General features: G+C 38.8%; 8 protein-coding genes. All 8 read right to left on the reverse strand.

The genetic code is table 11. From position 1 onward, the window contains the following. On the reverse strand, positions 1-602 hold a 602-nt coding region (locus B154_RS0121380; RefSeq protein ID WP_018616397.1), incomplete at its 3' end, for an ATP-binding protein. Between the two features lie 752 nt (positions 603-1,354). After that, a complete protein-coding gene (locus B154_RS0121385) occupies positions 1,355-3,589 on the reverse strand; it encodes a peptidase domain-containing ABC transporter (RefSeq protein WP_018616398.1) in 2,235 nt (744 codons plus the stop codon). Between the two features lie 99 nt (positions 3,590-3,688). Next, a complete protein-coding gene (locus tag B154_RS0121390; RefSeq protein ID WP_018616399.1) occupies positions 3,689-6,925 on the reverse strand; it encodes a lantibiotic dehydratase in 3,237 nt (1,078 codons plus the stop codon). Then, complete coding sequence (locus tag B154_RS0121395; protein WP_018616400.1) at positions 6,918-8,123, reverse strand: lanthionine synthetase C family protein; 1,206 nt, start codon at positions 8,121-8,123, stop codon at positions 6,918-6,920. The genes B154_RS0121390 and B154_RS0121395 overlap by 8 nt, the downstream gene beginning before the upstream one ends. Positions 8,124-8,301: 178 nt before the next feature. Beyond that, positions 8,302-8,490, reverse strand: a complete 189-nt coding sequence (locus B154_RS0121400; RefSeq protein WP_018616401.1) for a class I lanthipeptide — start codon at positions 8,488-8,490, stop codon at positions 8,302-8,304. A gap of 656 nt (positions 8,491-9,146) precedes the next feature. Continuing rightward, positions 9,147-11,798, reverse strand: coding sequence for a GH116 family glycosyl hydrolase (locus tag B154_RS0121405; RefSeq protein WP_018616402.1), 2,652 nt, complete (start codon positions 11,796-11,798; stop codon positions 9,147-9,149). A 60-nt stretch (positions 11,799-11,858) separates the two neighbouring features. Next, positions 11,859-13,199 carry a sugar MFS transporter gene (locus B154_RS0121410; RefSeq protein ID WP_018616403.1) on the reverse strand — a complete coding sequence of 447 codons (1,341 nt, stop codon included), beginning with the start codon at positions 13,197-13,199 and terminating at the stop codon, positions 11,859-11,861. Between the two features lie 97 nt (positions 13,200-13,296). Further along, entirely contained in the window at positions 13,297-15,069 is a 1,773-nt protein-coding gene (locus B154_RS0121415) for an L-fucose isomerase (protein WP_018616404.1), read from the reverse strand. Positions 15,070-15,073 lie beyond the last annotated feature (4 nt).

The raw sequence follows: 15,073 nt of genomic DNA on the forward strand, positions 1-15,073 counted from the left end.
GGTAGTTGTGATGTTATTATCATTGATGATTTTCCATGTCTGTCTTCAATAATTTCCATAAGTGATTGTCGGCTTTGTGCATCGAAGGGTTGTATACCAAAGTCGTCAAGTATTAGCAGGTGTTGACGTTCTATTTTGGTTATCTCTTTAATGTAGGAAGCATCGGCTTTCGCCATTTTGAGCTTGGCAAAGAGTTTTGGGGTATTAGCATAGAGTACGCGATAGCCTAACATGCATGCCTGGTGACCTAAAGCAGATGCGATATAGCTTTTACCAATACCTGTGCTACCTGTTATAAGCAAGTTTTCGTTTCGGTTAATGAAGTTGCATTCTGCCAGGCGCATCATCTGGTTACGGTCGATGTTGCGATTAGCATGATAATAGAGGTCTTCTATCGAAGCTTTATAGCGGAAGCGTGCATTAAGAAGTTGCCGCTCAATACGCCTGTTCTGTCGGTCATCCCATTCAGCATCAACAAGATGAGCCAGTAACTCATCAGCGGTGTAATCAATTGTCTGCCCGGTTTCCAGGCTGCTTTTAAAAGCGTGGAACATGTCAAAGAACTTCATCTTGCGCATTTTGTCCAGAGTGTTTGTGTTCATATAGTTGTTGTTTTTAGAAAGTTCATTTGTAGTAATCTTCTCCCCTTATATTATCATGAATGGGCATTGAGAGTTCCTCGGCAAAGAGGCTGTCCTGATAACTGTCCATCTTATTTTCAAGGATTGACTGAATGGTTTTATAATTATACACCCCATAGTCCAAAGCCCTTCTGCAGGCAATTACGAGCCGCTCGTTACCGGCTTTACGAGAAAAACCAGATAGTTATCAGTGAAACACAACGGCAATAGATGAATGTAGCGACTATCATTGTGATATGCTGCTTGCAGTGGTTTCAATTTTAAAACCCTTTCGCATGGCAACCTCCAACTAATACATCAATTTTTTATTTTTGTTTCTACTAGATCTTGTGCTTTAAAATGGGGGATAAAAAAAAGAAAGTAACAGTAGAAAGAATAAGTACATTCTATTTCTGCTACAGTTTGATCAGCTATTAAAGATATATATTTTATTTTATATTTGAAATAGTAAAGGACGTTTCAGATTTCTCTTGCATCTATTGAAATAATCTCTAAAAAAGCTTTTTGAAATGCAGTGTAGTCAAGAAGAACAAGATATTATGTAATAAATTGCTAATGGAGAGGTTGTCGATTCCTTCTTAGGCATCCTTTTTGAGTTTCTCAAAAAATAAGATTCTTTTACCTTCGACAATACCTGCAGGTGCTTACCGAGCTCTGTGTGTTACAATTAATTGCATCGATCTTCAGCCTCCCAGACCTTTCAAACAATTACGTTAATCACCTAATTCCAACTGGTTTTTTACAAGCTCGTAATAAGCTCCTTTGTTATGTGTTAATTGAAGATGAGAACCTCTTTCAACAATTTCGCCATCTTCAAGTACTATCAATTGGTCTGCATTTTTGACCGTACTTAAACGATGCGCCACCACTACTACTGTTCTTCCCTTGAAATATTCACTAAGATTTTCAATTACAGTTTTTTCATTATTTGCATCAAGGGCGCTCGTAGCTTCATCGAGAAAAAGGTAAGATGGATTTTTATAAATAGCACGGGCGAGAATAATTCTTTGTGTTTGTCCTGAACTGAGTGATACCCCTTCATCGCCAATTTCTGTCATGTAGCCTTTAGGCAAACCAATAATAAACTCATGGATGTTTGCAATTTCTGCTGCTTTAACAATAGCTTCAAAATTTTTCTCATGGCCCATTGCTATATTGTCAGCAATTGTAGCACTGAATAGCCTGCTATCCTGCAACACTACGCCGCACTTTTCTCTCCACCTACCGTGATGCAAATCTCTAAAGTTGCGGTTGGATAATGAGACTGATCCGTTAATCGGATCATAAAAGCGAAGGAGTAATTTCATGAGAGTTGTTTTTCCACTGCCACTTGAACCTACAATAGCCGTTATTTTGCCTGCAAAAATTCGGAGGGAAATATCTTTTAATACCGGCTCGCATTGTTCACCGTAACCAAATGTTACATTCGACAAAACAACATCTCCTTTATCTGGAATTTCCTCTGCAAGCCCTCGTTCTTCAGTATCTTCGTCTTCCTGTTTCATAACATCACAGATGCGCTCCATTCCCATCTTTGCGTCCTGCCACGAAGTTAAAAGTTCTTGCAACTGCTGAAGAGGACTGCTCAACTGGCCAATAATCATAGTTATAGCAAACATAGTTCCAAGGCTAATATTTCCATCCATAACGCTTTTTGCAGTAATGAAAGTAATGGTGATGGTTGTCCCCTGCTTAAAAATATCTGATCCTATTTTTTGCAATTGGGCGAGAGTTAGAGATTTGATTTTCAGTTTATATAACCCCGACTTGATTTTTTGCCACTCCCACCTTTTATGCCACATGCTGTTACTGATTTTGATATCCTGTATCCCGGTCATAATCTCTATTACTTTACTATTCTCCTTTGAATAGTATCCAAAAAGCTTGTAATCAATACTTCTTCTTTTACGCATGAACAAAAATGCCCAGGCAAAGCCGAGCAAAGACCCTGATATAAATATGGAGAAAACTAAGGTGCTATAGACTTCGAGAACAATACTTAGCACTACAAAATTTAAAAACGAAAAAATAGTATTTAGCGAGGCGACAGTTAGCAAATTTTCAATCTTGTGATGATCTGCGATGCGTTGTATCAGGTCGCCTGTAACGTGTTTATCAAAAAAAGAAACAGGCAGTTTCAGAATCTTGGTAAGAAAGTCAGACACCATAGCGATATTGATACGAGATCCCATGTGTAATAATAAGTTACTACGAAGAATATCAGTTATACTGTTTCCGATAAACAAGACCACCTGACCGAAAAGTATTAGATAAACAAAATTGAGATTGTGGCTGTTGATTCCTTTATCAACAAGGGCCCGTGTAAAATAGGGGGTACAAAGCATAATCAAACTGCCAATAATCATAATGAAAAGCAGTTTTATAAATATGTTCTTTTGGGGAACAAAGTATTTCCATAATGAATTTAGCTCATTTTTTTTATCATACTGTTTTGTATTTCCCTTATTAAAAAACGCCGAAGTAGGCTCCAGAAGCAGGGCGTATCCTTTTTGTTCCGGGCTTATCTCAGTAACTGAAGCAGCTTCATCGCTTTCACGTTGTCTTCCAAGCCAACTTTCCATAAATTCTTTCTCGCCAAATGTTACTAGACCACGAGCCGGATCGGCTACATAAAAAGTTCCCCTTTTGTTTGGCTTTGGTAGCTTGTACACTACTACAAAATGGTTTTCATTCCAATGCAATATAATGGGCGCCTCCTGCCCAGCCTCTTTTAGCTGTTCCAAATGCATTTTCATCCCAATGCAATGTAATCCTATTGCTTCAGCGGCTTTGCTTAGTCCTAAAAGCGAAACTCCAACCTTCGTCACCTCACACTTCTTTTTAATATAATCTAAAGAGTACTCCTGCCCATAGTATTCTGCCATCATTTTCAAACATGCCGGGCCACAATCTCTTGCCCCTAATTGAGTGGTAAAAGGAAATCTCATAACTTCTCATTTTTGCGGTTAAAGGCTGTATTGGGAAATTGTTTAAATTTCTACAAGCCGTTGGAATTAAAGAAAGAAGACCAAAAAGAGATGAATACGTCAGAAAACTTCTAAGGTCTTCTTTTTTTCGCGTGCTATTCTTGACTCGTAATATTTGAGGAGGTAATCATATATGACTAGTTCTACCATTCGCTGCTTGCTTAAAAACATTCGGTTAACGAACATGTGAAGGTAGCTTGACATTAATCTCAGTAGTTGAGATTTATCGTAACAAACAGATGAGGAAGACAAAATTTGTTCAATCGTATTTCTGTAATTATCGCTATTAATGCGAAATGCATCTATCGCTGTTTTTAAATCCTTGTTGTCATCTAAATTTTCACTCATTAATTGATGAATGAGTTGTTTGTTGCTGCTAAAACGTTCCGAAATTTTTTTCTGCTCTTGGGGACCTATTTTAAATTCACTTGAAAAATTATTATGGAGTATTTTTATAAGATCACGTTTTTGTTCTGTATTGTAATAAAAATCATCCAGAATAATATCAATCGCCTTCAACGCCACTTGCCATCGATACTGCTCTCCAGCATCGCCGTCAAGCATAGATATAAAGTTCAAAATAGCTACTGAATGATGATAAAAAATGCTTTCGCTCAATTCCATCGTATCGAGTCCATAACGTTCTATCTCGCGCTTATATGTTTCAAATTGAAGGTTATGTACTGCATGGTTATTCACGTAAGGCTGCAAAACAACTCGAAGCATATACACCACATGTTTCCAAAAGTCTTTCTTATTAGAATGATGAAAACGAATTCTTATGTGCTGCCCATGATCATAATACCTTATAAAAAAATAAGAGTCGATATATTTCTCAGAAATCAACTTTTCTGTTAGAGGTTTCAAAACATCCGATAAAATTTTTTCAGCGGTCTTTGTGCCGCAATATATTTTTGCGTAAAGCCATTCTGAGCCTACCGGAAAATATCGTTTAATTACATGTTTAACTTCGCTGTTAAATTCTTTATTTCTTGTTTCAGAATCAATCCTTTTATTCTTGTCAAAGGCAACAATAATTTCGCCTGCATAGTGTCCTTCTGAGCTTTCAATCCAGCAATCACCAGGAAGATCAAGCGTTTCTGTAAGTGTTATGTAACCCCTTTTAGTAATTTCTGCTAATAACAGCTTAACGCAAAATATATTTTCAAGGTGCAGCAATAGTGCGTTATCACCGTTAGACAGAAGCACATATGGCGGAAGGTTTTTCTTTTTCACAATTTTGGAAAATGCCAAAAACAGGTCATTATCATTTTTCTCATCACAACCTTTTATGTCCTCTTTTGTTACAATCCAGCGTGCCTTGGAAAGAATGTATTTTCCGTAACTCACGCGTGGAAGAAATGGACTGCTTTCAAGCGCACCCCAGTTCCAGCCCACGGTACGGATTTGCTGATACTGGAGATCGCAAAGAAACTGGTAAATAGGAAGGGTACTCATCGAAAAATTGTGCGCGGTGGTCATTCTTGGAATAACCTGCTTATTCAAGCGTTGAGAACGAAGTATTACTTTGCCGTTTTCAATTCCAACGACGAGGTCAGTTACAGGGATTTGATGTTTGTCATCTAAGGTTGAGCCACTTAAATAAGGAATTTCGTAATTACGTAAGACAGGACGCATTAGTATGTTGCCAATTCGAGATTCAGGCAGATGAACAATTTCAGCAAAAAGGCAGTCCTTTTGATGCGCTTCCTCTTTTTGCAAAATAGTTTTTGTAAAGTTTTCAATTTCAGGATGAAGATGACAAAATCTTCCAAGCAAGTTCCCTCCTGAAGGACCGGACGGGGACTGAAGAGTTATTTTATAATTTCCCTGGTTAATGTCTTCTGCTGATTTTGCATTGATCCGTACCATTGTACACATTGCATCGGGAAGCCTTGTCGGTTTAATTTCTTTTTTTGATAATTTTTCAAGCAGTTGATCAGTAAGTACTATTTCAGTTTTCCCTTCTGCGACTGCGTCATAGTAGAGCTGCAATTTAAAACCATCTGTTTCCGCGCGTTGCGTTGAATTTGCTTTTGCAGACCCGTTTCCAATGGGAAGGCCGTCAATCAGGGGAGATTCTTCCATTCCATTAGTTGCAAATTTTCCATAGCCAATGCCAGACTCCGTATCAAGTACTTCTACCAGCGGAATCCACTGGCTATCATAGCGGGTCAGAAAGGCATTTTTAAAATCAGCAAATGAATCTTGTTGTGCTACACTAGGTGAAACGAGTTGCATTAGTGTGCAACCAAATAATATCTCGTCCATCACCTTTTTATGTATAACCGCCGACGAAGCAGGACGGTAGCTATCCACCTGAACGAGTGTTTTTAAATGAACCGGAATTTCCAATTGTTTAAGATGATGAATAATTTCTAAATATAAATTATGATTATTTTTATTTTTTGGATTTGCCTTCAAGTGAGCAAATACTTTACTAACTTCTTCAAGGTGAGTAGAGTAATTATTTAGATGCTGCAGAGTTTTAAGTTTTTGCAGAAGAACAGTAAAATATTCCTCTCCTGTTACACTTGGCTCCATCTCGCTTACAAGTAACTGTCCAAAAATTAATTCATAAATATATTCAATAGCTTCATCGTGTGAAGTTGTAACATCAATAATCGCAGTTGCAAGTTCTAGCGGTGTAGCTCCTTGCCTGGCTACCAATAATACTTTTTCCAGGTAAGGTGATTTTTCTACCTGCACAAGATGATAACTGCGTCCGCTTTGCTCAGTAAACCGATGTTCTATATATCTTAAATTGTTGCCTAAAGGGTACATCGAAGAATTTGGATAAAACTTTAGCTGGTTACATACCTCTTTCTGTTTTAGCAAATGCGAATATAGCTGGCACACATAATCCATGTCGAGGCGTCCGAAACGTTGCAGGCTCTCTTTTTCTTCAAGTTTAATTGAGGTTGTGTCGGAAATTTTTCCCAAAGTACAGGAAGCAAACAAACCATAAGGTGTGCACCGGGTACACATACGGATCATATATTTTGCAAGTGCCAATTCGGTTTTCTCCCTCTTATCAGACTTCTCAATTTTGTTCTCAAGCCAGAGTAATAGTTGTTCGTACAAATCTGGAGAGCCAATATATAACGCTTCCGTTGCGATCGGTTGCTGATAAAATTTGCGCAGTGCCTCCCTTAGGATTTCTTTTGAAGACTCTGTATTTATTCCATTTGGACTTTTCCATTTAAAAAATACTTCTATCGGAAATAACGGGTTGCGAACTACAAATGAGGTATGGGGTGTGTACCATTCTCCAAAGTGATTTTTTATTTTAAACATTAGTCAGAAATATTAAGTCCCAATCGGGGTTTATGTTGAAGAAATACGATAAGTAAACCAAGGCAATGCCTGCACTTCCGTCAAGAAGGCCATATTGAGAGGTTAATTCAAAACCTTTTTTCTCTTCCTTAAACAGGGCCGAATAATAACCTCCTACATATTCTCCAGGCTTGTAGAACTGGTTCATTGTAATGTCAAGCCATCGTTGAGTTGCACTTTCAAAAGCATCATGTTTTGTAAGTTTATAAAGCTGGTGATATTGATGGATGATACCAGTGGAACCATGACAGAACGGTGCATCTGAACATGAAGAATTTTTAAAAGTTCGCAGGGTGGTTTTCAAAGCAATTTCAATTCCTTTATTCTTCCACTTATCGTTTTCTAAAGCTCTGCCGGAATGAATAAGAGCATTAGCCATACCCAAATCTCCATAACACCATGCAAGTCGCGTTTCAGTTCTGCTATCCCATCTTCTTCCCACTTCAACTGAGCCAGGAAAGCAATAAACAGGGTCATCAATAATTTCATATTGCAATAAAAATGGAATGCATGACATCAATATTGTCTCAATTTGACCTTGACGTATTCCAAGTCGGTGCACCTGTGCAAGAAATGAAATAACGCCAGGCATACCGTGAGCCATTCCAAAATTAAAATTGTCTTTATGGTAATTTTTGTAAGCCGGAGTAATCCAAACCCAGTGGTTGCCAATGGGGACGCTCATATCAGCAAGAAGATCTACAACCTTTTCAAGATACTTTTTTTCACCAGTCTCTTTATTGCGTTCAAGAAAATAAATACCAAGCCCGACGATGCCATGTAAAGGGTCCCAGTTGCCAGACTTAAAATCATAGTCCAACCCACAATCAATAAAGCTATCTAGTTGCGAAAGGTTTAAATCATCATCAGCATCAAGTAAGCCCATATTTCTCAGATGCTGAAAGACAAATGCAATGCCGGCGACGCCCCAGGACATGTTATAATGTAGCCCATCGTTTGCCAGACAATCAGCCAACTCATCTAAATAATCCATTGTGATTTGCCCGTACTCCTCCCGTGGAAATACTTTAGATAAATAAGCAAACAATAATGTTATTCCGGCTTTTCCGCTAAGCAACCCTACATTATGTGTTTTGTTTTTTCCCTTTTGTATTTCAGTTGCTATTATTTTAACCTGTTGAAGCAATGATGCACACACAACTGTAAATTTTATTTTATAAATTATTATTTAAAATTTCATTACCGGTTTTGGTAAATTCTGAAAAATTCTATGCTTGTACATATTAAGAAAAGCACCGGCATTATTTCAATTTTTATGATAGGGAATAATAACCGATGCTTTTGGCGATAAAAGATCGAAGTGCAATCTTATTATCTTAATAGTTTATCGGACAGCATATAGAGCCGAAAGTGCCTGGACAAGTGCAAAGCGTATTAAGTGTTACGCTACAGTCCAGGTTTTGGGTATTAGGCTTTGCTCCACCAAAGCGTTGGTTCATTTCAGATGCATCAAGGTTAGAGATTGTCATTTTGTTCAATCTTAGCTTTTTTACTTCTTTTTTCATTTTATTTGTTTTTTTATTTTTTGCGCCTACTCTGGTAAAGGATTTTCGGCTTCCTCCTTTCTTTAGTAAAAATAGTAGGGCGGAATAGCTTGTAAAATCGCTAATGATTAACTGGCAGGAATTACCTATTTGACGGTGGAGAGCAAATGATATTTGGACCCTATAAAAAAGTGCTACAACAGCAATTAGAAATCGTAGAATTATCTGTAGGAAGAGATTTGACTAAACCATAAAGCAGAATTTTTCAAGTAGATATATGGACGACAATAATATTATTATTGTAATAATGTTTGTGAAAAACAAAGAAATAGTAGCATGGTCTTTTTTAAAAAAGGTTAGACATCTGATGATTATCTAAAGCAAGATAATTGATAGAGCAAAAGCTTAAGTGATTGAAACCTGTTTAAAAAAAGTGAAGATATCGATATAGGTAATGTTATGATAAGAAAAAGAACACCAAATAAGTATACAAACCTAACCTGAAAAACTAATCGCATTTGCAGAAGCTGAATTGACTTAAGGAGTTTAAGGATAGCTACATCTTTACAAAACTCTTCTTTAAAAAAGATAATAATTAGCTGCTGTATTCCATTACACCTATGTCGGGTGAAACCCTCTGCATTCAAATATTTTTTATTGTCATCTTCTTTATATCGTCACACATTACTTTCCTTTCCGCTTACTATAGTTTTGTTTACCTCAATACTTCCATACGCAACTTTTAAAGTGGGTTTTCCTGCTTTCAGGCTGACAGTTCCAAAACCTGTTGCTGTAGAGATAAAGCTTGTAAAGTCTCCGATTTTAGAATCTATATACAATGTTTTGTCTACTGCATCATATCTAACACCTGTCAGTCCTTCTATCATTCCGTAGCTTGACATAGCACGAGCATACCAATGTCCACATTCGTACTCATTAAATGGATTTCTTGTTCTTCCGTCGTAACGGTCACGACAGGCACGAATTATATCAAGTGCTTCCTGCACTTTTCCCATCAGCATCAAGTGCGATGCTACCTGGTATTCGATGCCTGTCCATACTTCGTCACTATATACAAACGGCAGTGATAACTTCCCTCCTTTCGGCCATGTGCATAGTAACAGCCCGCCTTCGTTTCCTAAAGCATATGATGGTCTTTGCGGATTAGGATGGTCTGTAAGGTCTTTCTTCAAATTGTATTTATGCACTGATAGTAAATGGCTTTGAACTTTTTGCCTGTCAATAAAATTTTCTAACCCGCACATTTTTCCAATCCATGCACCTAATACACCATCGCTGAGGCAGCCGATTCCATATTGATATTTTGGTCCTTCTTTTTGCAAAATCGTTTTTGCTTCTGCTGAGTATTCACCACCAAAAGATTTTGCTGTAGCCGGGTCGGGCGCATTTAAATTCTTGTATTCAATATCCTGGATAAAATATTCGCCATTATACAATTTTGTTTCGATGTACTGTTTGCCCTTGTCGTACAATGCCTGGTATTTTCTTACATCTTTTTGTAGAAAAGTTCCCATTTTAATCACCGCAGTCAAAGCGCCGAGGTAAAAGCTGGTACACATACCATCAGGCCCCCAAAATTCAATATCATAAGTATTGTGATGTGGCTCTTCTACCACTCCTTTGCTTTTAGGATCCCAGATACCAATACAATAGTCCATACTTTTTACAACCATTGGATAAATGTTAGAAAGCCATTTGCTGTCTCCACCTATCCGCCATTCGCGGTGTACTTTCATTATGCCGCCTAACTGCCCATCTGCTGCTGCATGAAAATCATGTTTTAGAGGACTAATAGGGAGATTTGCTCTGAAGCCCTGGTGACCTTCCTTATTCTGGTTTTCGCAAAACTCTGTGTTGCGTAAAGTTCTTTCCAGTGTTGGAAACAAATGAGGTATTGCTTGCGCATAATTCCATACATGGGTACAGTTGCCGTGGCAACAGCCATTATCATCACCACAACCTTCCCAACTCCATAACCGGCCATCATATTGCCTTAGGACTGTCGGAGATTTAATGATAGTGAGGTTGGCAGCAACAGCTTCTATTATTTCTGCAGGTAACGTGCTTGCATAAAAGGCTTCTTTAAAAAGATTGGATTTTCTTTGTAGCTCTTTATAATTTTTCGCCCAGTAATCAACAACTTCGTAAATGCTGCTGAACTTGCTGCTATACCAAGGCTTGTAATTAGGTGAGGAATTTTGTTTGCCTGTTGCAACACCAAGGTCTGCCGGACCACCGCAACAACCTGAAGCAGGGTCGCAACTTTTCTTTTCGTCTTTTACTACTTCGCCTATATGCATGTCAGTTTCCGGAACATACCACGCCATCATTACCCGTATTGTTTTGCTCGCTCCTGCCGCTAATGTAAATGGTACGTACAATGAAGCTCCCGGTGCATTTTTTTCTACAGGCTCAACTGCCTGTACAATGCCATCTCTTACATTGTTCCATGCCATTGTTAAAGGGTCCCACCAACCACCGCGGAACCAGCAATAATCAACAACCGTTTTTGCATCGTCTGTAAATATTGCAAACTCACCTTTGTATTGTGGCTTATCTTTTGTTTCATCCTGGCTAACAACAAAACCATTATCTATTTTTTTTATGCTGTTCGTTGCTCCTTCATTAGCAGCTAAAAAATTTTTTGAATTGTATGAAAATACAGCATTTACACTGGCGGTACGGTTGTTTACAAACTTGTATTCAATCGCTCCGACAGGCAGGCTGGAGTTATCTTCATCTGTTGGTACAAACGGACTCCAGCCCTTAATTTGCACTTTAAGCGGCACATCAGAATCATGAAGATTGATGGTGCAAAAAGGAAATTCTGTAATAAATTCCGCAGTCTTAAATCTCGGCAGTCCAAAGGTTGTACCTGCTGCACCATTACCTGTTCCGCGTTGACCAAAAAATTTCCATTCAGGAACCTGTCCCTCCAAAACCTTTGCACCATTTTTCATTCCTTTTACAGAAATAGCAGCAAACATTGCAGGCTCATTAAAAATCTCAGGTTTGTTTCTAACGCTCATGTGAGATATCGCCCCAGTACCTTCCAGACAAAACATGCCCGCACCAATGCCTCCTATCGGGAAAGCAACCCGGTTAAGATATTCATCTTTATACGCCGTGTTATACTTTCTTTTGTGCGAAGTTTTTCCGGGATTATCTGCAGTTTCATCTTTCTTTTCTTCTGCTTTGATTTGTTCAGAATCGTTGGCTTGTAACAAAGAAGTTGGCGCTACGGCAGCGCCTACAGAACCTATTGCAATATTTTTTAAAAACGAACGTCGATTGTTATTGTCTTCCATAATATTCTTAATTATTCTATTAAAATAATGCAGCTAAATCCTCTCTTAACAAATAACCATTTAATGAACTGCATATATTGGTTCCTCTGTTGCATACTGTCCCTTGTGTTTTTTCACGCCCCATATTGCATAAAAACCAATGAAAGCAAAGCAGAAAAGAGGAAGTAAAAAAGCTATAGACATGCCTGAATGGTCAGCGATGGCACCCATTACCGGAGGACAAAACGCTCCCCCTGCAACTGCCATAACAAGGAATGATGCTGCCTTTTTTGTTAATGGTCCGAGCCCCTTAATCCCTAAAGCAAAAATGGTCGGAAACATAACTGACATAAAGAAATAAGTTGAAAAAAGTGCTATTACGCTTACCCATCCCAAGCCCATAACTACGATGCCTGTTAAGACTGTATTGATGATGGCATAAACCGCAAGTAACCGCTTCGGCGATATAAACTTCATTATATAAGACCCTGTTAAACGGCCTATCCAAAAGGAACCCATACCACCTATTGCAAGAATCAGTGAAGCCGCCTGTTCAGGATTTTTAGGCATGAAGACCTGGCCAAAAAGACCTAAGTGCAGCATCATACCTGCTATAGTTTCTTGTAAACCGGTAACAGTTTCGGTGACAAAATTGATAAAAAAAGAATTTACACCCGTTTGTGCTGCCACGTATAAAAACTGGGCGATTACTGCAAGTATAAAGGATGGATGCTTAAGTAACTCGCGGGTGGGTGCATTTGTTGCTATACCCTCTTCATTATCCTCTTGTATCGCCGGTAGCCGGGTGAAGGAAAATATAAGCGCTACAAAAACTACTATACTGCCAACATACATATAAGGTTGAATCAGTGAATCAAAGGTGCCTGAATTGCCCGACTTCTCTACGCCAAAAATAAAAAGCCCGCCCATTAAAGGTCCGAGTATCCATCCAAGTCCATTAAAGGACTGAGCAATATTAATGCGTCGGGCGGCGCCATACTTTGGACCAAGAACAGTAGTATAAGGGTTAGCAGCCGTTTCAAGACAAGATAAGCCACAGGCTATAATAAACAGTGCAACCAAAAAAGGAACAAAGGCAGCGAATTTAGCAGCGGGATAAAATAAAAAAGCGCCTAAAGCAAATAAAGATAGACCAAGTATAATCCCTTTTTTGTACCCGAACCGTTTCATAAACAATCCGGCGGGATAAGCCATTACCAGGTAACCTATATAAAGAGAAAACTGTACAAAACCGGATTCTGCTTTAGATACGTGAAGTGTGTTCTGAAAATGTTTGTCAAGTACATCCAGCAATCCATGAGCAAATCCCCATAGTAGAAACAAGATCGTTATCATTGCAAATGGCTTTCGATAACTTGTGCCATCAGCAGCCTTAAAAAGGCTCTTAGTTGTATTTTTCATATGTCAGTCGTTTTAAAAAATCATTTTACCCCCATCCTAAAGGGAGAGAAACAACAAGCGTTAAAATATTAAATTTTGTTCATAGCTCGGCAGCAATTTATTTGTATAATGCACCGTAGGTAGCACAGGCACGATAATCTGCACCTTCAGTATCTGAACCAAAGGCATTCCATGAAGATGGACGGAATATCTTTTCTTCCTGCACGTTGTGCATACAAACGGGTATGCGTAACATAGATGCTAAAGAAATCAGCAAGTGACCAATATGTCCATAGCTGATCGCACCATGGTTTGCTCCCCAGTGAGACATTACGTTGTATACATCTGTAAATGCTCCTTTGCCTGTCAGACGCGGAACAAACCATGTGGTTGGCCAGGTTCTGTCTGTTCTTTCGTCTAATATATTATGAACATTTTCAGGCACTTCAATCGTTTCACCTTCTGCAATCTGTAGTACGGGACCAATACCTTTTACGAGATTTAGACGACACATTGTTACCGGCATTCCGCCTTTGGTTACAAACTTTGATGAATAACCTCCTCCTCTAAAGTATCCGTTGTTTGCAGGATACCAGGTCGTTGACTGTAAACATGCATCAGCTTCTTCTTTTTGAATTTCCCAGAAAGGTTTCATTGCAGGTTTGCCATCGATGGTTTGCTGACCACTTCCATCGAGTGTAGCTGAACCGGAATTGATCAGATGGATAAAACCATTGGCAGCAGCTCCTTCAGGTCTCCAATTGGCAACTCTTTCAACAGCAGCCGGACTCCAGTAAGTTCGAACATCGGCAAAAATCTGGGCCGTGTTAGTAAGAAGATAATTAAACAACATGCTTACACCGTTGAGTGAATCGTTTTCGGTTGCAACCATAAATGGAGCACGAATGCCATTCCAGTCGAAAGATGAGTTAAGAATGGCTTCAGCAAAATCTCCGTTAGGTAAAAAATCTGTCCACTGCCTTTGCCCCTGGAAACCGGAAACAATAGCATCATGCCCAAAAGCTTCTTCACCAAAACCTTTTTCTTTCAGTTTAGGATTGCCAACCATTAGGTCACGTATAATAATGGTCATTTTGACTACAAATTCCCAGTCTTTGTCTTTTTGTTCGCGCGAAAATTGCTTTTCCTGCGGATTGAAGTCTTCGCCTTCTTTACAATTTTCTTTTACCCACGCCAGGCCTTTCTGAAACTCATCTTCATCATAAATATTCTTTTCTATTCGCCTGTATACTTCTGAAGAATCTACATACTCATTTCGCATTCCAAGATACTCTCTAAACATATCAGGAATAACAATAGAGCCGGCAATACCCATAGAAACGGAACCTATAGCGAGATAAGATTTACCACGCATAATAGCAACGGCAAGTCCTGCCCTCGCAAAATTTAATAGTTTTTCTTTTACATCTTCGGGTATAATCTCATCTCCTAAATCCTGCACGTCTCTGCCATAAATACCAAAAGCAGGTAGTCCAAACTGGTTATGAGCAGCTAAAGTCGCAGCGAGGTATACTGCCCCCGGTCTTTGTGTTCCATTAAAACCCCAGATTGCTTTTGGCAAAGTGGGATTCATATCCATTGTTTCACTTCCGTAGGCCCAACAAGGCGTAACCGATAAGGAAACACCAACATTACTTGTTTCAAACTTTTTTGCACACAAATTTGCTTCATGCACACCTCCTATACATTGGTCTGCGATTACACATTGTACAGGCTCTCCATTGGGATAGCGTAATTCGTTTTGATATAAGGCTGCTACATTCTGAGCCATCTTCATAGTCGTTTCTTCCAACGACTCTCTTACACCGCCAAGACGACCATCAATAATAGGTCTTATACCAATTTTTGGATAATCTGTTTGTTGAATCATATGA

This window comes from Segetibacter koreensis DSM 18137 (genome assembly GCF_000374045.1).
Taxonomy (GTDB): domain Bacteria; phylum Bacteroidota; class Bacteroidia; order Chitinophagales; family Chitinophagaceae; genus Segetibacter; species Segetibacter koreensis.